The 20,784-nt window shown below is 44.2% G+C and carries 19 protein-coding genes; 6 read left to right on the top strand and 13 right to left on the bottom strand.

Features of this window, described 5'->3' with window-relative positions; genetic code table 11:
• Window positions 1–24 precede the first annotated feature (24 nt).
• Genes nqrE through ABXS85_RS00250 form a run of 5 tightly spaced genes read right to left on the bottom strand, consistent with a single transcriptional unit; the run spans window position 25 to window position 4,626 of the window.
• Window positions 25–633 (bottom strand): NADH:ubiquinone reductase (Na(+)-transporting) subunit E, encoded by a 609-nt coding sequence (gene nqrE, locus ABXS85_RS00270; RefSeq protein ID WP_353668049.1) that lies wholly within the window; start codon window positions 631–633, stop codon window positions 25–27.
• Window positions 634–1,296 (bottom strand): NADH:ubiquinone reductase (Na(+)-transporting) subunit D, encoded by a 663-nt coding sequence (locus tag ABXS85_RS00265; protein WP_353668048.1) that lies wholly within the window; start codon window positions 1,294–1,296, stop codon window positions 634–636.
• On the bottom strand, window positions 1,296–2,096 hold the full coding sequence (locus tag ABXS85_RS00260; RefSeq protein ID WP_353668047.1) for a Na(+)-translocating NADH-quinone reductase subunit C: 801 nt from the start codon (window positions 2,094–2,096) through the stop codon (window positions 1,296–1,298). The genes ABXS85_RS00265 and ABXS85_RS00260 overlap by 1 nt, the downstream gene beginning before the upstream one ends.
• A complete protein-coding gene (locus ABXS85_RS00255) occupies window positions 2,089–3,285 on the bottom strand; it encodes an NADH:ubiquinone reductase (Na(+)-transporting) subunit B (RefSeq protein ID WP_353668046.1) in 1,197 nt (398 codons plus the stop codon). The genes ABXS85_RS00260 and ABXS85_RS00255 overlap by 8 nt, the downstream gene beginning before the upstream one ends.
• Before the next feature lie 3 nt (window positions 3,286–3,288).
• Complete coding sequence (locus ABXS85_RS00250; protein WP_353668045.1) at window positions 3,289–4,626, bottom strand: Na(+)-translocating NADH-quinone reductase subunit A; 1,338 nt, start codon at window positions 4,624–4,626, stop codon at window positions 3,289–3,291.
• A 476-nt stretch (window positions 4,627–5,102) separates the two neighbouring features.
• Between ABXS85_RS00250 and folX the strand changes: the two genes are divergently transcribed.
• Genes folX through ABXS85_RS00235 form a run of 3 tightly spaced genes read left to right on the top strand, consistent with a single transcriptional unit; the run spans window position 5,103 to window position 9,812 of the window.
• Window positions 5,103–5,468 (top strand): dihydroneopterin triphosphate 2'-epimerase, encoded by a 366-nt coding sequence (gene folX, locus ABXS85_RS00245; RefSeq protein ID WP_353668044.1) that lies wholly within the window; start codon window positions 5,103–5,105, stop codon window positions 5,466–5,468.
• Between the two features lie 7 nt (window positions 5,469–5,475).
• A complete protein-coding gene (gene mfd / locus ABXS85_RS00240; protein ID WP_353668043.1) occupies window positions 5,476–8,889 on the top strand; it encodes a transcription-repair coupling factor in 3,414 nt (1,137 codons plus the stop codon).
• Window positions 8,886–9,812, top strand: coding sequence for a hypothetical protein (locus ABXS85_RS00235; protein WP_353668042.1), 927 nt, complete (start codon window positions 8,886–8,888; stop codon window positions 9,810–9,812). Before mfd ends, ABXS85_RS00235 begins: the two co-directional genes overlap by 4 nt.
• Before the next feature lie 72 nt (window positions 9,813–9,884).
• On the opposite strand, the gene sohB is transcribed toward ABXS85_RS00235, so the two are convergent.
• A complete protein-coding gene (sohB, locus tag ABXS85_RS00230; RefSeq protein ID WP_353668041.1) occupies window positions 9,885–10,925 on the bottom strand; it encodes a protease SohB in 1,041 nt (346 codons plus the stop codon).
• A gap of 172 nt (window positions 10,926–11,097) precedes the next feature.
• On the opposite strand from sohB, the gene nhaB reads away from it, so the two are divergent.
• Window positions 11,098–12,600, top strand: coding sequence for a sodium/proton antiporter NhaB (nhaB, locus tag ABXS85_RS00225; RefSeq protein WP_353668040.1), 1,503 nt, complete (start codon window positions 11,098–11,100; stop codon window positions 12,598–12,600).
• 82 nt (window positions 12,601–12,682) lie between these two features.
• Here nhaB and dnaQ read toward each other — a convergent pair whose 3' ends face one another.
• The 3 genes from dnaQ to ABXS85_RS00210 are packed head-to-tail and all read right to left on the bottom strand — an operon-like array spanning window position 12,683 to window position 14,573.
• Window positions 12,683–13,396 carry a DNA polymerase III subunit epsilon gene (dnaQ, locus tag ABXS85_RS00220; RefSeq protein ID WP_353668039.1) on the bottom strand — a complete coding sequence of 238 codons (714 nt, stop codon included), beginning with the start codon at window positions 13,394–13,396 and terminating at the stop codon, window positions 12,683–12,685.
• A complete protein-coding gene (rnhA, locus tag ABXS85_RS00215; protein ID WP_353668038.1) occupies window positions 13,393–13,836 on the bottom strand; it encodes a ribonuclease HI in 444 nt (147 codons plus the stop codon). The genes dnaQ and rnhA overlap by 4 nt, the downstream gene beginning before the upstream one ends.
• Window positions 13,833–14,573, bottom strand: a complete 741-nt coding sequence (locus ABXS85_RS00210; protein ID WP_353668037.1) for a methyltransferase domain-containing protein — start codon at window positions 14,571–14,573, stop codon at window positions 13,833–13,835. Before ABXS85_RS00210 ends, rnhA begins: the two co-directional genes overlap by 4 nt.
• 90 nt (window positions 14,574–14,663) lie before the next feature.
• On the opposite strand from ABXS85_RS00210, the gene gloB reads away from it, so the two are divergent.
• Both gloB and ABXS85_RS00200 read left to right on the top strand, forming a co-directional pair.
• A complete protein-coding gene (gene gloB, locus ABXS85_RS00205; RefSeq protein WP_353668036.1) occupies window positions 14,664–15,437 on the top strand; it encodes a hydroxyacylglutathione hydrolase in 774 nt (257 codons plus the stop codon).
• 115 nt (window positions 15,438–15,552) lie between these two features.
• Window positions 15,553–17,184, top strand: coding sequence for a LysM peptidoglycan-binding domain-containing protein (locus tag ABXS85_RS00200; protein WP_353668035.1), 1,632 nt, complete (start codon window positions 15,553–15,555; stop codon window positions 17,182–17,184).
• Between the two features lie 118 nt (window positions 17,185–17,302).
• On the opposite strand, the gene ABXS85_RS00195 is transcribed toward ABXS85_RS00200, so the two are convergent.
• The 4 genes from ABXS85_RS00195 to ABXS85_RS00180 all read right to left on the bottom strand — a co-directional run bounded on the left by ABXS85_RS00195 (window position 17,303) and on the right by ABXS85_RS00180 (window position 20,694).
• A complete protein-coding gene (locus ABXS85_RS00195; protein WP_353668034.1) occupies window positions 17,303–17,593 on the bottom strand; it encodes a pyrimidine/purine nucleoside phosphorylase in 291 nt (96 codons plus the stop codon).
• Between the two features lie 52 nt (window positions 17,594–17,645).
• Window positions 17,646–18,560, bottom strand: a complete 915-nt coding sequence (gcvA, locus tag ABXS85_RS00190) for a transcriptional regulator GcvA (protein WP_353668033.1) — start codon at window positions 18,558–18,560, stop codon at window positions 17,646–17,648.
• A gap of 84 nt (window positions 18,561–18,644) precedes the next feature.
• Window positions 18,645–19,985, bottom strand: coding sequence for a DEAD/DEAH box helicase (locus tag ABXS85_RS00185; RefSeq protein ID WP_353668032.1), 1,341 nt, complete (start codon window positions 19,983–19,985; stop codon window positions 18,645–18,647).
• 76 nt (window positions 19,986–20,061) lie between these two features.
• A complete protein-coding gene (locus ABXS85_RS00180) occupies window positions 20,062–20,694 on the bottom strand; it encodes a DUF1285 domain-containing protein (protein WP_353668031.1) in 633 nt (210 codons plus the stop codon).
• Between the last annotated feature and the right edge of the window lie 90 nt (window positions 20,695–20,784).

The following is a 20,784-nucleotide window of genomic DNA, read 5'->3' as shown; positions in this document are numbered from 1 at the left end:
TTCGTTGTCCAAATGCACGGCAGATTAAAGCTGTACACCAGAGAATGACATAAAACCTAAGCTCATCAGACCGACAGTGATGAAGGTGATGCCCAAGCCACGTAAACCAGCAGGCACATCTGAATACTTAAGTTTCTCGCGAATACCAGCAAGGGCAGCAATAGCAAGTGCCCAACCAACACCAGCGCCCACACCGTAGACCAAACTTTCACTGAAGTTGTAGTCACGCTCTACCATGAATAGGGACGCCCCCATGATGGCACAGTTTACAGTGATCAGAGGTAAGAATACCCCAAGGGCGTTGTACAGTGCCGGCATGTATTTATCGAGTGTCATCTCAAGAATCTGAACCACGGCAGCAATAACACCAATGTAGCTCAGTAGGCCCAAGAAGCTCAAATCCACATTACCAAGACCTGCCCACTCAAGTGCGCCGTCTTCCAATAGGTTTTTATACAAAACATTGTTCAATGGCACCGTAATGGCCAAGACCACAATAACGGCGATACCTAGACCAATAGCGGTTTCCACTTTTTTGGACAAGGCCAAAAAAGTACACATACCAAGGAAGAAGGCCAGTGCCATATTCTCAACAAATATAGCCTTAACAAAAAGACTGATTAAATGTTCCATTTATAGGGCCTCCTGCGCACGTGAATTAGCAGCAATCTTGAATTCTGGCTCTTCCACTTGCTCTTTCTTATAAGCACGTAGGGCCCAAATAACCAAACCGATTACGAAGAATGCACTTGGTGGCAATAGCATCAAACCATTCGGCTGGTACCAACCGCCATTTTGCACGGTAGCGAAGATCTCAACACCGAACAATTTACCTGCACCCAACAATTCACGGAAGAAGGCAACAATGATCAACATCGCACTGTAGCCAAGACCGTTACCAATACCATCTAGGAAACTCATGCCAGGACCATTCTTCATAGCGAAGGCTTCAGCACGACCCATTACGATACAGTTAGTAATGATCAGACCTACAAATACGGAAAGTTGCTTACTGATTTCAAAAGCGAAAGCTTTCAAAACCTGATCAACCACAATTACCAAAGAAGCGATAATGATCATCTGTACAATGATACGAATACTGTTTGGAATATGGTTTCGAATAATTGCAATAAAGAAGTTAGAGAATGCCGTTACCAAGGTTAAGGCAATGGCCATAACCAAAGACACACTCAAACTACTTGTTACAGCCAATGCTGAACAAATACCCAAAATCTGCAAAGCGATTGGGTTGTTGGACAAGATTGGTCCAAAAAGGACGTTTTTGACATCAGACATTATTGAACTCCTTCGCTACGAAGATGAGACAAGAAAGGACCAAAGCCTTCTTCACCCAACCAGTATTGAACAAGGTGAGTCACACCACGACTGGTCAATGTAGCACCAGATAGGCCGTCCACCTTGTGAGAGGCATTTGGATCAGAGCTGTCTACACCGCCTTTAGCAAGGGCAATAACCGCTTGACCTTCTTCGTTGTAAACTTCTTTGCCTTTCCAAAGCGCTTTCCAGTTAGGGTTATCAACTTCACCACCTAATCCAGGTGTTTCTGCTTGGTCATAAAAACCAAAACCGATAACAGTATTGAAGTCGTTCTCCAACGCCATGAAACCATACATGGTTGACCACAGTCCGTAACCATGAACAGGCAAGACAATACGTTCAATCTCGTCACCTGACATAACTAGGTATACAGATGCGTAATTTGAACGACGCTTGATGCCAGCAGGATCATTTTCACCTGATAGGGTGATCGACAAACTAGGGTCTTTAGACGCCGCTTTTTGGTCAAAAGTTGCAGGATTAATACCCACCTCTTTTAATTCCGCTTGCGTAGCGAATTCACCTGTCTGCAAGTCAACAATACGAGCTTCTACAGACTTAAAGATTTCGTCGACAGACTTACCTTCCTCTAGCATGCCAGCGGCAGATAGAATATTACGTTTACGGTCTTCGTCTTTGTTAGCATTCTGAATAGGCTTCAAACCTACTGCCGCTGCTGCGACAAAAATAGAACATACTAGACACAAAGAAAACGCGACTATAATGGTCTTTTTGATGCTATCGTTACTGCTAGCCATTGCGTGCAATCCTCCGTTTAATGTTCGCTTGAACAACAAAGTGGTCAATGAATGGTGCAAACAAGTTTGCGAACAAGATTGCCAACATCATACCTTCTGGGTAAGCTGGGTTAACAACACGAATCAACACAACCATCAGACCAATTAGTGCACCGTAGAACCATTTACCACGGTTCGTCATTGAAGCGGACACTGGGTCAGTTGCCATATACATCATACCAAACGCAAAACCACCCAATACCAAATGCCAGTACCAAGGTGTCGCAAACATTGGATTAGTGTCAGAACCGATTAGGTTGAACAACAATGACATACCTATCATACCCAACATGACACCAGCGACAATACGCCATGCTGCAATACGCATGATCAATAAAGCACCACCGCCAATCAAGATAGCCAAAGTAGAGGTTTCACCCATTGAACCTTGAATGAAGCCAAAGAAAGCATCAGACCAAGCAACGGTAACACCAGGCACACCACTTGCGGCTAGTTGACTTAGCGCTGTCGCACCAGAGAAACCATCAACCGCTGTCCATACCGCATCACCCGACATAGATGCAGGATAAGCAAAGAACAAGAAGGCACGACCAGCAAGTGCTGGGTTCAAGAAGTTCTTACCAGTACCACCGAACACTTCTTTCGCCAGTACCACACCAAACGTGATACCCAAAGCCACTTGCCACAATGGAATCGTAGCAGGCAGAGAAAGAGAGAACAGGATAGAAGTAACAAAGAAGCCTTCATTTACTTCGTGCTTACGCACAGCCGCAAACAATACTTCCCAGAAACCACCCACAACAAAGGTAACAAGATAAACAGGCAAGAAATGCATCGCACCGTAGATCATGTTGTCCCAAATGCTGCTTGGGTCATAATTTGTTAGACCACCAATCACCGCAAAACGCCATGTATCGGCAGCCGTCACACCCATTGCTTCCATGGCGGTATTGGCCTGAAAGCCAATGTTATACATACCAAAGAACATCGCTGGGAAAGTACACATCCAAACAAGTATCATGATACGTTTCATATCAACCGCATCACGAACATGGGAACCATTTTTCGTTACGGAGCTTGGACGGTAGAAAATAGTATCGACCGCTTCGTAAAGCGCGTACCATTTTTCGAATTTACCACCTGAATGAAATTCAGGCTCCATTTTATCAAGTACTTTTCTAAGTCCCATGAATTAACCCTCTTTCTCTATTAGAGTTAGGCAATCACGAAGAATTGGGCCGTACTCGAACTTACCAGAACAACTGTAAGTACATAACGCCAAATCTTCATCATCTAACTCAAGCGCACCCAGCTTTTGAGCCTGCTCTGTGTCATTCACCACCAAAGCGCGCAGCAATTGAGTTGGCAAAATGTCCATAGGGATTAAGCGCTCAAAGTTACCAAGTGGCAACATAGTACGATCACTACCATTTGTCGTAGTCGACATATCAAACGACTTTTTACCTGTCAGTTTAGAGATAAACACGTTCATTAATGAGTGTTTCTCTACACCAGCACGGAGGTAATGCATCATTTGACGCTCACGACCTTCACGCAACACAGAGACTTGACTATGGTAACGACCTAAGAAAGCGAAAGGACCGAAAGCCTTGCGACCAGACAAAACAGAACCAGATACTATACGGTTCTCATCGTCGACCAGTTCACCTGCAACCAATTCCTCAAGGCTGGCACCCAACTGGGTACGAATCAAACGAGGATTATTTACTTGAGGTCCTGCCAGTGACACAACACGCTCTAGATTTAGCTCACCAGTAACAAACAATTTACCAATGGCAATGACGTCTTGATAGTTGATAGACCAAACTGTTTTCTTATCACTCACTGGGTCAAGGAAATGAATGTGCGTACCAGCAAGACCCGCCGGATGCACACCGGCAAACTCTTCTACAACGACATCAGAGGTGGTTGGTACTTTCGCACCAGGGGCTTTACATACAAACACCTTGCCTTCTGTAAGACGCGTTAAAACCGTCAAACCATCAGCAAAGGCTTCTGCTTGATCCGCCAAAACAACTTCAGGATCCGCCGCCAACGGATTGGTATCCATTGCCGTCACAAAAATGGAGTTTGGCACAGTATCAATGCCAGGAACTTTCGAGAAAGGACGAGTTCGCAATGCTGTCCACAATCCTGATTCAACAAGATTCTCAACAACTTTACTACGCTCTAGGGATTTCAACTCTGATCCTGAGTAAGCCGCAAAGGTTTCGGATTCGTCACCTTCTACGTCAATCACGATAGATTGGAATACACGACGCTCACCACGGTTAACCGCAGCAATCGTACCAGAGGCTGGGGCAGTATACTTTACACCTTCCGTTTTTTTATCCGTAAAGATAACTTGCCCTTTCTTTACCTTATCTCCTTCCTTAACCAACATGGTCGGTTTCATACCATGGTAGTCAGGACCGATCAAAGCAACTTTTTTCGCTGCCAGAGTACTCTCAATCACTTGCTTGGGAGCACCTGAGATCGGAAGATCAAGGCCTTTTGTAATTTTATACATATGTTCTGCCCAACAATAAATTGAACACAAAAGCGTTATGCGTCATGCTCCTACCCCCCTCCGGGAAAACATGTAAAAGCGCTTAGCTATTGTAAAGATAGACTAAAAAACACACACTCACTTCACCTAAAAACCGACGTATTATAATGATCATTGTCGGCATTGACCAGCGTATCAAACCGCCTTTAAGCAGCAAGTTTGATCGAAAACTACGAGTTTTTCCCTATTCGTTTAAATTCCGTACAGAAAAAATGGGCATTTGTCGATTAATCACGACAAAATACTATTTTGCTTTATTTTAGAAATAACCCAGAGCAATCCAAAAATGCTATTTGTTCAGTATATGCATTGCCATTGCCCGTTACTGAATAAACAAACTCGAGGCGGATACACTTACCTTGTGTTGATATAGCAGAACGAAAACGCCACAATATCCCCTTTTTTAAGTGGGCCAACCTAACACGGAAGCAAAGACTATGATCAAACCTGATGCTCAGATTCATATTGAAAACTTACGCCTACGCACTTTTATTGGATTCAATGATTCAGAAAAAGCCAACAAACAAGATGTGGTCATTAATGCTTGGATCCACTACCCAGCCGACCAAGCTTATAATACGGATGACGTCGACAATGCCGTCAATTACCGCACCATTTGCAAGAAAATGATTGCTCACACTGAGAACAACCGCTTTTTATTGCTTGAAAAACTGACGGCAGAACTGCTGGAAATTTGCATGGCACCCGGCGTTACCTTTGCCAAAGTCAATGTTGCCAAACCTCACGCATTACGCTTTGCCGACTCCGTCTCCTTAACCCTATCCGCGACACGAGATCAATAAAATCAAGATGACACAAGACACGTCCATAACATTCAAGCCCGGCTTTAAAAATCATCTCGAAGGCTTGGACGGCAGCCGTAAAGCTCTGCAATTACTGGCGCTTTCTTCACAATACACTAAGCCCATTCTTTATATCGTTAATACCGTTGCTGAACTGAATGAGCTGGAAGACGAAATTCACTTCCTCAAACCAGAACAACAACAGGTGTTACGTTTTAGCGATTGGGAAACCCTACCATACGATGGCTTTTCACCTCATCAAGACATTATTTCTCAGCGCCTTGAAACACTCGCTAAAATCACCGAAAGTCAGCAGCTTATTATCTTGACCACAGTGGCTTCCTGTCTAACGCGCTTATGCCCACAGCAACATTTGGACAGCGAACGTTTTCATCTTAAAGAAGGTCAACAACTCGCCTTACAAAATTTGGCCGATAAATTAAGCAAAGCAGGCTATTTAAATGTAGACAATGTTCATGAACATGGGGAATTTGCTGTTCGCGGCGCCCTGATGGACATCTATCCAACAGGGGCACGTCAGCCCATTCGTATTGATTGGTTCGATGACGAAATTGACTCCATTCGCTGGTTTGACCCAGAAACCCAGCGCAGCATCAGCAAAGTCTCTGAAGTAAACATGTTGCCAGCGAAAGAATTTCCTACTACCAGCCAAAGCATCCAACGCTTTCGCCAAGCCTTTCGAGAGCGCTTTGAAACGGATCCTTTATCCAGCCCTATCTATCAGGACATTTCCAGTGGCATCATGCCAGCCGGCATCGAATACTACTTACCCTTGTTTTTTGATCAAACTTCACACCTATTTCACTATTTAAGTGAAGACACTCTAATCATTCGCAATCATGTATTTAATGAACAATTGGCAAGTGTTCAATTAGATTACCGCAGCCGTTACGAATCGTTGAGCTACAACATTGAACGCCCCATTCTCAAACCAGAGGAAATCTGTTTAACAGAAGAAGAGTTATTCGCCGAACTCAATCAATTTACCAATGTTATTTTTTCGGCCGAAGGCGAGCACCCTCTTTATAAGGGACCAGTGGACGTCAAAATAGACTCCAAAGCCGAATCCCCATTGACAAAACTGTCTAGCTTCCTTGATCAGACTCATCATCGTGTTTTAATTTTGGCCGAATCCGCAGGACGTCGCGAAGCTTTATTAGAATTGCTGAAAAAGCACAACATCCAGCCCAAGCAGGTTAAAGATTGGGCGGACTTTACCAATTCATCCCACACTTTAGCGATTACCGAAGGATTAATTGGTCGTGGCTTTACCATCCAAGATGACATTACTCTGATTCCAGAAAGTGACATTCTGGGCGAGCGTGTGTCACAACATAGACGCCGCAACAGACAACAAAACATCAGTGAAGATGCCATTATTCGCAACCTTACTGAACTGCGCCTTAACGCACCTGTGGTGCACATTGATCATGGGGTAGGACGTTATTTAGGTCTGACCAATCTGGAAATCGATGGTCAAGAGACCGAATTGCTGACATTAGGCTACGCCAATGACGCTAAGCTTTACGTGCCTGTTTCTTCGTTGCAACTTATCTCACGCTACACTGGAGCCGATGAAGAAACCGCCCCACTGCACAAGCTCGGTACCGACAAATGGAGCATAGCCAAACAAAAAGCCGCTGAAAAAGCCCGTGACACAGCGGCAGAGCTGTTGGAAATTTATGCTAAGCGTGAAGCCAAAGTAGGTCATAACTTTGCTAAACCCGACGACCAGTATGAAGTCTTTGCAGCCGGTTTCCCGTTTGAGGAAACCCCAGACCAACAAATGGCCATCGACGCCGTCATTCAGGATATGGCCGCTAAAAAAACCATGGATCGCTTAGTGTGTGGTGATGTTGGCTTTGGCAAAACCGAAGTAGCCATGCGCGCGGCTTTCCTAGCGGTGCAAGATGGCAAGCAAGTCGCGGTTTTAGTGCCAACGACGCTACTTGCCCAACAGCATTTCGAAAATTTCTGTGATCGATTTGCTGATTGGCCAGTTGAAGTGGAATTATTATCCCGCTTTCGCTCAGGCAAACAAACCACAGTCGCAATTGATCGCCTCGAATCGGGCAAAGCCGACATAGTGGTTGGCACCCACAAACTCATTCAAGGTGATATTAAATTTGCCAATTTAGGGCTGGTCATTATCGATGAAGAGCACAGGTTCGGCGTCAAACAAAAAGAGCAATTTAAAGCCTTGCGCTCCGAAGTCGACATTTTGACCCTTACCGCTACGCCGATCCCAAGAACGCTCAATATGTCTTTATCTGGCATTCGCGACTTGTCCATTATTGCCACACCACCCGCAAAACGTTTATCGGTGAAAACCTTTGTTAAGCAAAAAGACGAGCATCAAATCAAAGAAGCTATTTTGCGCGAGCTACATCGGGGTGGCCAAGTCTATTATCTGCACAACGAAGTACAAACCATTCAAAAAACAGCAGAAGAATTAGAAACCTTAATTCCAGAAGCCCGCGTTATTGTCGGCCATGGTCAAATGCGTGAGCGTGAACTGGAACAAGTCATGTCAGACTTTTACCATAAACGCGCCAATGTGCTCGTCTGCTCTACTATTATCGAGACGGGTATCGATATTCCTAACGCTAACACCATCATCATTGAAAGAGCCGATAAATTTGGTTTAGCTCAATTACATCAATTACGAGGCCGGGTTGGCCGCTCTCATCACCAAGCTTACGCTTATTTGTTAACACCAAACGATCGTAACATCACATCCGATGCCGAAAAACGCCTTGAAGCCATCAGTTTGGCCGATACCCTTGGTGCTGGCTTTACCCTTGCTACCCATGATTTAGAAATCCGTGGTACAGGAGAATTACTGGGTGAGGGTCAAAGCGGCCACATTGAACATGTTGGCTTCTCACTTTTCATGGAAATGTTAGATAGAGCAGTAAAATCCTTAAAAAATGGTGAGTCACCGGATGTCGACATTGCCACACCGGCACAAACCGATATTAATTTGCGCGTTCCAGCGCTGATTCCTGAAGACTACCTTGGCGATGTGCATTCGCGTCTCATTTTATACAAACGCATTGCCAGCGCCAGCAGCAGCGAAGAACTTAAAGATCTGCAAGTTGAAATGATTGACCGCTTTGGTTTATTGCCTGATGCTACGAAAAATCTGTTTAGACAAACCGAAATTAAACTCAAAGCTGAACAGCTTGGCATTAATAAAATTGAAGCGAACGCAAAAGAAGGTAAAATCTTCTTCAATAGTAAAACGCCTGTTGATCCTATGAAGCTGATCAGCCTGATTCAGAAAAAGCCAGATCACTACAAACTGGCTGGCTCAGACACTTTGAAATTCTTAGTGCCAATGATCAGTGCTGAAGACCGCTTCCAACAGACCACCAAAACGTTGGAATTATTACATTGAAAAAATTAACCCTAATCCTGTTAGCCTTGCTTTCCATCAGCGGTCGTAGCTACGCTCTTGATGAACCCATCGATCCAGATACGGCAAGAGCCTATGAAGCTTATCTAGTGACCTTCATCTGGCCTGAAGACAAAACCAGCGAACAAATTGATTACAAAAATATCCTAACCACGGAAGGCTTGCTGCGTTTCACTGATGCCACCCCTGACGAGCAAATTGACGATGAACAAGTCAATCAAGATGAATTAGAGTTGACCAAGATTGCACCAGAAGGCTTAGCGGAACCTTTTGCCAATATTGCAGAGAAACTGGGCAAACAAGTTCGCATCTTATCGAACCAGCAATGGACCTTGATATTTAAACGTCCTGGTGATGTGATTGAAAAAACTTTTTACAGTGAGGAAGTCAAAGATGGCTATCCTGAATTAACAGCCGATATTCAAATCAAACTTGGTCGTTACTTGGAGTCCGACATTCATTACGAGCACTTCTTGTTCGACAGTTTTACGCAACCAGACAAGAGTTTTTTTGCCACAGACACAACAAGTCCATCATTTTTCTCTAGTGCAGCAGACAACACGACGGAGCACCAAGACTTAAAAGCCTTTGAGCCTGCATTGGTGTTGAAGCTCAACATGCATAATAAAACCGCCAGCAAAAAACTAAACTATCTAGACCATCCAACCATAGGTACGCTCTTGTTTTTTCAGCCATTGAACCTTGAAGAAGCGGTGGAAAAAATTACGCTACAAACCATTTCCCCAGAAACGGGACAAAGCCTTAACTTTGATGAGCTAAACAGCACCAACGAACTGGAAACGGGACAAAGCCTTAACTTTGATGAGCTAAACAGCACCAACAAACTGGATACGCCGCAAGCCATTATTGCGCCGTTAAAAATTACACCCATCATCAATCAATAATAAAAAAGGGCGTCTCAAGATAAACTTGAGCGCCCTATTTTATTTATCCATTAAGCGAACTTAACGCCAAACTCAATAACCACGTGTTTGAGTCAATTTCCCTAGCCAAGTCACGGCTTTTTGCTCAATAGCAGATAACACGGAAAACCCTAAACGCTCCGCCATACTTTTTGGTTGTTTGTATTCAATTTGCACCACTTCTGCATCTTTGTAATGGGACACCAAATAAGCATCACTGGTCATTACCGCATCAACCAACTGATTCTCCAATGCTTCGCTGCCATACCAAGTATCACCAGTCGCTATCTCTTCAATGGCCAACTGAGGTCTTTGTTCAGAAACAAAACGCTTGAACAAGCCATGTGTATCTTCTAAATCTTGCTTAAACTTTTCACGGCCTTCATCGGTATTTTTCCCCAACATGGTCAAGGTACGCTTATATTTACCCGCCGTGTGCAGTTCCACATCAATCAAGCTTTTATCCAATAATCGATGAAGATTAGGCACCTGCGCCACCACACCAATTGAACCCAAAATGGCAAACGGAGCGGCAATGATTTTATCCGCTACACAAGCCATCATGTAACCGCCACTGGCTGCCACCTTGTCTACACAAATGGTTAAAGGAATACCCGCTTCTCGAATACGCTGTAATTGTGACGCGGCCAAACCATAGCTGTGCACCATGCCGCCGCCACTTTCCAAACGCACCACCACTTCGTCTTGTGGTGTTGCTACGCTTAATACGGCGGTAATTTCTTCACGCATGGCCGATACGGCAGATGCCTTAATATCACCATCAAAGTTCAACACGTAAAGACGTTTTTTCTCAGCTGCTGGTTCTTCTTTGCTGTCTTTTTTATGACTTTTCTTTTCCAGCTTAGCCTGCTTCTTTTTTTCCTTTAATTGATTTTTTAAGGCCTTTTTGTCTAACAACTTACGATCCAGTTCTTCTTTCATGGAATCGTAGTTTTCATTCAACTTAGTGACGGACAAACTGCCCGGCTGTGTCTTACGCTTGCCACTTGCCACAACCGCCAATAGCACGCCAATGACTAAGGCAACACTCACCAACTTTAATAAAAAACCCGCATAGTCAGTTAGAAATTCCAACGTTATCTTCCTCTATAAACGATAAGTCTTTGTAATAATGGGGCATCAAACGCAAATAACAATGCTTTTTATGCATTATCACCGTAGATACCAACTTGTTTATCCCTTATTATTCAGCGCATCTAAAAATAAGCAAAAAACTTGCACACAAGTTACGTTTAAGGAGCTCTTAATGAAAACCTCTATTTCCCATGCACTGGGTAATAATTTCCTAGGCAGTTCGCCTCTTTGGTACAAACAAATGGTGATCGCCTTTTTAATTCTTAATCCCATTGCTGTGGTGACATTAGGGCCTTTCATCACAGGCTGGTTGCTCATCATAGAATTTATCTTCACCCTGGCTATGGCATTAAAATGTTATCCATTACAACCGGGTGGTCTGATTGCTTTAGAAGCCGTATTACTCGGCTTGACCAACAGTGATGGTGTGTATCACGAAGTCATTAAAAACTTTGATGTCATCTTGTTATTGATGTTTATGGTGGCCGGCATTTATTTCATGCAAGGCATGCTATTGTTCATTTTTAATAAACTCTTGGTAAAAATTCGCTCAAAAGTCATTATTTCTTTGGTATTCAGTTTCGCGGCTGCTGTCATGTCCGCTTTCCTCGATGCTTTAACCGTGACAGCGGTATTGATCAGCGTCAGCGTCGGTTTTTACTCTGTCTACCATAAGGTCGCTTCAGACCAAACCAATAGTGGCAAACACAACCCCAATAGCGACGACAAAGTGTTACCCGTGAATCAAAAAGATCTAGCGGAATTCCGCTCTTTTTTGCGTAGTTTATTGATGCACGGTGCAATAGGTACGGCATTAGGAGGAGTGTCTACCCTAGTAGGTGAGCCACAAAACCTACTTATCGCTAAAACCGCTGGCTGGGATTTTTTAGAGTTTTTTATGCGTGTCGCACCTATTTCCATGCCTGTTCTGGCCTGTGGCTTACTCACAGTGGTGGTATTAGAAAAAACCAAGTGGTTTGACTATGGTGCCCATCTACCAGAGAACGTACGCAATATTCTGAAAAACTTTGAAAAAGAAGAATCTAAAAAAAGCACACCTCGTCATAAAGCTCAACTCACCATCCAAGGCATAGTTGCCATCATTTTGATTTTATCTCTGGCTTTTCACATTGCCGAAGTCGGTCTCGTTGGCCTAATGATCATAGTGTTATTAACCGCGTTTAACGGAATTACAGAAGAGCATCAAATTGGTAATGCTTTTAAGGAAGCTCTGCCTTTCACTGCACTTTTGGTGGTCTTCTTTACCATAGTATCCGTGATACATGAGCAGCATTTGTTCCAACCTATCATTGACGTGGTACTGAACCTTCCAAGCGAAACACAACCTATCATGTTCTTTGTTGCCAACGGATTACTGTCGGCCATCAGTGATAACGTGTTTGTTGCAACCGTTTACATTGGCGAAGTGAAGGATGCTTTAGACAGCGGATTAATTAGTCGTGAGCACTTCAACACCTTGGCTGTTGCCATTAACACAGGAACCAATTTACCCAGTGTTGCCACGCCAAACGGACAAGCCGCTTTCCTATTCTTGCTGACTTCAGCAATCGCACCATTATTGCGTCTTTCCTACGGCAAAATGGTTTGGATGGCACTGCCCTACACCATTGTCCTAAGTCTAGTGGGCGGTCTCTGCGTAAGCTACTTGCTCTAGTCTGATCTGACACCAGCAAAAACAAAAATGCCCGCTTACCTTAGGCCTTAGGTAAGCGGGCATTTTTTATTTCATCACAGGGCTATTGATTGACTCGCCACAACGCCTGACCCGCTTTTTTTTCAATCAGGTCCAATCTTTCTTCATGGGCTTGCAGCTCAGTATCATTCGCACGCAATACCTTCAATGCCGGACGATCTGCTGATAAGCGACGAATGGCTTCCACGTCTCCTTCTTCTCCTTGAGAATCCGCAGAAGTTGCCAACCCCAGACTGGTCTGACCACCTGTCATTAACAGATAAACGTCTGCCAGTATCTCCGAATCAAGTAAGGCGCCGTGCAGTTCTCGATGGGAGTTGTCTATGCCATAACGCTTACACAAAGCATCCAGATTGTTTTTCTGACCCGGATGTTTTTTCCGTGCATAAACCAAACTGTCAAAGATCTGGCAAACCTCAGCCACTTTCGGAAAGCCCGCACCAAGCAAAGCAAATTCATGATCAATGAAGCCAATATCAAAAGGAGCATTATGAATGATCAATTCAGCGCCTTTAATAAAATCAAAAAATTCCTGTGCAACCTGGTGGAATCTCGGCTTATCCGCCAAGAACTCATCACTAATACCGTGCACCCGATAAGCTTCTTCTTCCACTTCACGATCAGGATTAATATACACATGGAAATGTTTTTTGGTGAGCTTGCGGCCCATCATTTCCACACAACCAATCTCAATAAGACGATGGCCCTGTTTAGGATCAATGCCTGTGGTTTCGGTATCAAGAACAATTTGTCTCATGATGTCATCCTCAGCTGTTCAATCCCCTGATTGGCTAATTGGTCAGCAATTTCATTGCCTTCAATACCTGCATGGCCCTTAACCCACTTCCATGTCACCTTATGTTTTAAGCAAGCTTGATCCAGTGCTTGCCAAAGATCTTTGTTTTTTACGGGCTGCTTTGAGGCCGTTTGCCAGTTTTTCTTTTTCCAGCCAGCCAACCATTGAGTAATGCCTTTTTGCACGTACGAAGAATCCGTATAAAGTGTCACCTCACAAGGCTCCTTTAAGGCCCCCAATCCTTCAATGGCCCCCATTAATTCCATACGGTTATTCGTGGTTTCTCGTTCTCCGCCACATAAACGTTTTTCATGCTCACCAAAGGTAAGCCAGGCTCCCCAGCCACCAATGCCAGGGTTTCCTTTACAGGCACCATCAGTATAAATTACTACTTGTTTCACTCTTTCATCTCTTTCGCTGTGGGCTTAGTAAGTGGAGGAACTCGAACCCGAGCTCTCGACCAACGAGGCTTTAAAGGAATATGTCGCTTCACCTGTTTGGTAGCGGTCAATACATACACCGCGCCAAAAGGCAATTTTAGTTTGGCAAAGACAGCACTTAAAAAACCGAGTCTCCCTCGCCATTTTGGATTTTGCACTGGTGCTTGAAAATACAGGCTACGCTTATTTTCTAAGGTCAATCCAGCGACTTTTAACCAGTCTTCCAATCTTTGATGACTGATAAAACGACCACACCAAGGCGCTTTTTTACGTTTCGAAAATAATCGCCGCAAGCCCCACCAACTCCAAGGGTTAAAACCCACAATCACCAGTTTACCACTGGGTAACAAGGTACGAGCGGCCTCGCGCAAATCATCATGGGGAGAAGTAGAGACATCTAAGGTGTGATGAAACACATGCACATCAACACCATCCGACTCAAAAGGTAACTCCGCTGCTCTAGCAACCACAGTATTGTCTGCCGCACCCAAGTCTAGAACCGGGGCAACCAAGATACTTTCACGCAATCTGTCGTGTTTGATATCAAAGTTTTTTAGCGGCGATTGGCACACCAAATAATAACCAATAGCAAGGTCTAACTCGGCATCAATCTGTTCTAATTCTTGTTGCAAAACATCTTTGCCAAGCTGGCTTTGATACCAGTTTTGAAAAAATTGTCTTGATTGATCATCCAACATACAATGAAATCTCTTAACAGCATCATGACGGCAGAAGCTGTTTGTTTCGCCATGATTTACCTCGACTTCTGACATAAAAGTAGAAAGCCTATGACGATTTTTCCACTTCCCGCCTTTCAGGACAATTATATCTGGATATTGCGCGATAATGATACCTCGCAAATTTGGGCCGTTGACCCGGGGGATGCCAAAGTCGTTTTACAGTATTGTCAGAAAAACAACCAAACTCTGGCCGGAATCATCATCACCCATCACCACAAAGATCATACGGGCGGAGTAGCAGAACTAAAAGATAGCTTTAAATGTCCCGTTTATGGTCCAGCGCATCTCACCCATTTAATCACACAACCACTCAAAGAAGATGATCAGGTTACCATATTCAATCGCCAGTTTCGTGTGCTAGAAACCCCTGGACACACACTGGATCATTTATGTTATTTCAGCAATCAGCCAGAGCCGATTCTATTCAGTGGCGATACTTTGTTCCGTGGTGGTTGTGGTCGTATAATGGAAGGCACCGCCACACAAATGTTAGCGGCCATGAATAAAATTGCCGAACTACCAGACGACACACTCATATATTGTACCCACGAATACACCCTAGCCAATTATCGTTTTGCCTTGTCTCTTGAGCCACAAAATGAAAGTCTCTTGGAAGCCAATCTAACCTGCCAAACATTACGTCAACAAGACCAGGAAACCTTACCCAGCAATTTGGCCTTAGAGAAAAAAACCAACCCATTTTTACGCTCTCAAATCGAATCCGTAAAAAGCCAAGCTGCTCAGCAACTTAGCGAAACAATAGCCGATCTTCCTAGTGATGCCTTTGGACAAGTAAGGCGCGCCAAAGACAGTTTTAGTTGACCTGAATATTCAGCTAGATAAAATGTCCAAACTTTACTCAATTTTGTGACCCTTCATGACAAATAAATTTTTATGGGTTTGTCTAACAAGCCTACTCCTAAGTGCGTGTCAAACAGTGTCAAAGGTCGAGCCAACCAACACTTCTAGTGAGGCAATTGATGCCCTAGAAGAAGTTCAAGTTGTTGACGCTGATCCTGAACACATTGGCATAATAGATACGGTTCCACCTGTGGACGCAGAGGATGCAACAACAGAACAAATCGCTGAACTTGATGACGCCGACATTGTTGACGTTGAAGAAGTCGAAACCACAGCAGTCGTTGAAGCTGAACCGACTCCCCCAGAAGATATCTGGGATCGCATTCGCGCTGGTTACCAATTAAATCTTGATATTGATCGTCCACGTTTATCTTCTCAACTGAGATGGTATAGCTCACACCCAGGTTATCTGGATCGAGTCTCAAAACGCGGCGAGCGTTATCTTTTCTACATAGTGGAAGAGCTGGAAAAAGCCGGCATCCCAACCGAAATAGCATTATTGCCGATTGTCGAAAGTGGCTTTGATCCTTTTGGCTACAGTCATGGTCGCGCCTCAGGTCCTTGGCAATTTATCCCCTCCACGGGGCGTATATATGGTCTAGATCAAACTTGGTGGTACGATGGTCGTCGCGACATCCTAGGCTCCACACAAGCGGCAATTGCTTATCTGACCCGATTACACAAAATGTTTGATGGCAACTGGTTGCATGCTCTGGCCTCTTACAATTCGGGCGAAGGCACCGTGATGCGCGCCATTCGTAAAAACAAGCGTGCAGGCAAGCCGACAGACTTCTGGTCACTGGATTTACCTCGTGAAACTCGTGCTTACGTGCCCAAGCTGATTGCATTAGCGAAAATCATCAAGAACCCAGAAAAATACAATTACGAAACCTATTTTATTCCAAACAAGCCCTACTTTGATGTGGTCAACATTGGTGGGCAGTTGGATTTAGCGCAAGCCGCTGAAATGGCAGACATTAGCATAGATGAAGTTTACCTGCTTAACCCTGGCTTTAACCAATGGGCAACCTCTCCAGATGGCCCACACCGTTTGTTGATTCCCGTTAGCAAGGCGAAAAAATTCCGCACTAAGCTGGCGGAAATTCCCAACAAGCAAAGAGTCACTTGGGTTCGCTACACAGTGAAAGCAGGCGACAATCTATTACTAGTGGCGAAGCAGCACAATACCACGGTAAAAGTCCTGCAAAGTGTGAACAAGATTTCCTCTTCATTAATTCGCGTGGGTCAGGAGCTTATGATCCCCGTGGCTGGTAATGATATAGACAGTTACACCCTAAGCTCTCACCAAAGATTGTTAGCCAAACAATCTCGAGCGCCAAACCGTAACAAGATCAAAGTGAATTACACCGTAAGCCCTGGTGACAGCTTGTGGCAAATTGCTCGTAAATACGGCACCACAAGTAAAACACTGGCGCGCTGGAATGGCATGGGATTGGGTGATCCTTTAATGCCAGGTAAAAAGCTGGTCGTTTGGCTAGAACCCAAAAAGTCAAAGACATCACAGCGTAGCGTGATCAAAAAAGTGGTTTACACCATCCGTTCGGGGGATTCTTTGGCAAAAGTCGCCAATAAATTCAAAGTATCCGTAAGAGATATCCAAAATTGGAATCCCAAAGTGAGCAGCCAAAAATACGTTCAACCTGGTGATCGCGTCATGCTGATGATCAACGTGGTGGCAGGCAACTGACACCTGCAAGCAAATCAAGATTGAACAAAAAAAGCTGATTCTATATAGAATCAGCTTTTTTATTATCTTCTCATCGTTAAGGATGTCTCCTTAACAACTATTTGTTCATAACGACCATTTACTCATAACGGCAATGATAGGCGGTGACTTCTGCCACCTGAACAGCAAAGCTCTGATTGGCTTCCACAATAAAGGTTTGATTTTTACCAAAAGCTTGCCACTCAGACTCGCCTGGCAGCTTAACCTTTAAACTACCGGATACCACTGTCATATACTCACGCTGACTGGTACCAAACTCATATTCACCAATTTGCATCACACCAACAGTAGACACACCTTCCGCATTTTCCAAGGCAATGGATTTTACCTTGCCATCAAAGTAAGCATTAACCGCTAATTCATTACTCATAAAAACATCTCATTTTCAGATAAACAACAATGTAAAGGAGTTAGATGAAGCCTTATTCCTCATCATAAACCACCATTTTTTCAATAATCCATTCTTTAAAGGCCAGCATTGCTGGTGTGACAGAGCGGCGTTTCTCATAGACCAGATAGAAGGCTTTGTCGGTAATCAAGTGTTGATCAAACAAGACCCGCAAGGTGCCATCAACAATTTCTGGCATGACTAATTCCGGATCGGATAGTGAGATACCCAAGCCTTGCGCCGCAGCCCCGGCGGTTAATGAACCACTGGAAAACATCAAACCACGACGAAACTGCTTCGGATCAAGATCGTGCTGTTTCAGCCAATCATTCCATTCATCTTTACGCTTAGTAACGTGCAACAATGGATAAAAACGCATGTCTTCAGGTTTATTAATAGGTCGATCAGGCTTAATTAAACGTGGATTACACACCGGAGCCAGTCGAGAAGGACGCAAATAATGGGCCTCAATGCCTTCCCAATCACCACGACCAAAGTAGACGGCCATATCGATGTCATGGGTAGAAAAATCCACTAATCCTGTAAGAGAATTGATTTCAATTTCAATGTCTGGATAGTTTTCCTGAAAGCTTTCCATACGCGGCATTAACCAACGCGTTAAAAAAGCGGGGGCCACCGCCAATCGTAATGAACCTGTTTTTTGTTGGCTCATCAATTCAGATGTGGCACTTTCTAACTGTTCAAAAATACCCTTAATGGGCTTTAGATAAGATTCCCCTGCTTCCGTCAGCACCACTTTACGTTTAGTGCGACGGAATAATTCTATGCCCAGAAAACTTTCTAATCCTTTTATCTGATGACTAATCGCAGAAGGCGTAACCGACAATTCCTGAGCCGCTTTATTAAAGCTGCCATGACGTGCAGCGGACTCAAAACACCTTAATGAATTCAATGGGGGCAAACGATTAATAAGCGTATCTCCGTACAACCAATCTTAAGCGTGACTATCGTTCTCACTCAGATCAATATCATGCGATTTTTTGAAAGATGAGTAAATGCCATAAATTCGCATTTACTCATCACCCAAATCCGTTTTCTTACTGCGCTTTACTGGTAATTTAAAGGCTTCAAAACCATCCTGACGACCGTCATGAAAAGCAGTCGATCTGGCCGAGGAATGGCGTTTCTTCTGCGCGGCTTTACGCGGCGCTTTACTGTGCTTTTTAGGGACGGGCTTGGCAATTTTAGGCTTTTTAGGAGCCAAGCCTTTAAAAGTGGCAGGCAAAGATGGCACAGTTTCCAGTTCAAATTTGCGCTGCAAAAAACTTTCTATGGCTTTAAAACTTAACCAGTCTTTTGGGCCAACCAGAGAATAAGCATCGCCTTTGAAACCCGCACGACCAGTTCGGCCAGTACGATGGACAAACTCTTCAGCTTGTTTAGGTAGGTCGAAGTTAAAAACATGGGAGACGTTGGCAATGTCTAAACCACGAGACGCCAAATCGGTACTTATCAATACAGTAAACTGGCCTTTGGCGAAACTTTCCATCACTTTGTTGCGCGCCCCTTGCGACAAGTCACCATTCAAGGCTTGGGTGGTCATTCCCCAACTGGCAACCAAGTCCGCCAAACGGACCGAATCGGCTTTAGTGGCGGTAAAAATAATGGCTTGTTTGATGGTTTGCTCAGCTAAAATATGCTGCAACAATGCTTGTTTATGATCCAAATGATCACAAAGCAAGACGTGTTGCTGAATGTCTTTATGCTCATCGTAACCTTGACCTATGGCCACACGAGATGGCTCTTTGAGCAACTCCGCTGCCATCTCATTCACATCTGTGTTGTCTAAGGTAGCAGAGAAAAACAAAGTCTGGCGCTGTCTGTGATTCGCCGCGGCGTTAATGGCACGCATGGCATCGGCAAACCCCAAATCCAACATACGGTCAGCTTCGTCGAGAATTAATAATTCCAAGCCTTCTAAGTATAGGTGACGTTGTTTTAAATGATCCGCTAAACGCCCTGGCGTAGCAACGATAAAATGCGGATCTTTCTGTAATGACTTATGTTGATCATTAAAATTTTCACCGCCAAGAATCAATACCGAAGTGAAACGACTGCCCGCCAACAACAAACGCAGCTGGGCAAACACTTGCTTGGCTAACTCCCGTGTCGGCACCAAAACCACTACCCTTGGGTCACGCCGCGATAAAGCACGTTTTTTATAGACACGATGCAGAGCGGGCAGCAAATAGGCTAATGTTTTACCTGAGCCTGTTTTCGAAGAGGCCAATAAATCACGGCCAGCCATGGCTTCGGGGATGGCTCGAGCTTGAATGTCGGTTGCCTCATCAAACCCTAAATGACCAATAGACTTTATAATACGATTATCAAAACCAAAATCTTCGAATAACAAAAAAACACCTCAGAATGAATTCATTAGACTGCAAAAACGCATCATCGAGATTATAACTCAGCCTCAGGCAAATACCTTAATCCTCTTTCAACAAAAGATAGCTTTTACCCGCACTGATTATTCCTTGGCCCGAACCTGCTTGAGTAGCAACTGGCTGCAATTGTTCTGCGAGGGCATAAAACACGTTGCGCGCAATTAATGCCTTCATACCATAACGCATGTCAATGTAAGGTCGCTCTTCTCCTTGTTGCCCTTCTCCTTGTTGCCCTTCTCCTTGTTGCCCTTCTTCTTGTTGTTCTCCTCCTAGCTGCTCTTCTTGATGCTGCTCTTTTTGATAAAAGGGCGCCATGAAGAGATCCGTGTCCACGCCCAACACCATGACATCGTCGGTCGTGGTGGTGAACTCAATCGCTGCCCCTTGCGGCGTTTCTACCGTGCGCCAGCGATTCACCAAAAAAGGCGCGTCTTCCACACGAATACGCACTTTTTCGACAGGTGTAACCAGAAAGTATTCATTGTCTTCATGCCATAATATACGGCTAAAGAGTTTCACCATAGCGCTACGGTGAATCTTGCCACCTTCATGAATCCAATCCCCATTGGCTTTAATCAGCATGTCCATGTCACCACAAAAATCGGGCTTCCAGGTGTCTACAGGAGGTAAATCATTGTTACTTGGCAAGTGCTTTAAGTCGATCATAGCTGCCATACCTTTATTCCATACCTTTATTCATAAGCTAACAAATTAGCCTATCTCACTTTAACTTCAATAATATTCAACTTCACAGTAAAGCCGTGA

It is taken from the genome of Marinomonas sp. THO17, from assembly GCF_040436405.1.
Taxonomy (GTDB): domain Bacteria; phylum Pseudomonadota; class Gammaproteobacteria; order Pseudomonadales; family Marinomonadaceae; genus Marinomonas.
The sequence above is the reverse complement of the archived record's forward strand: the minus strand, read 5'-3'. Positions and strand labels throughout refer to the sequence as shown.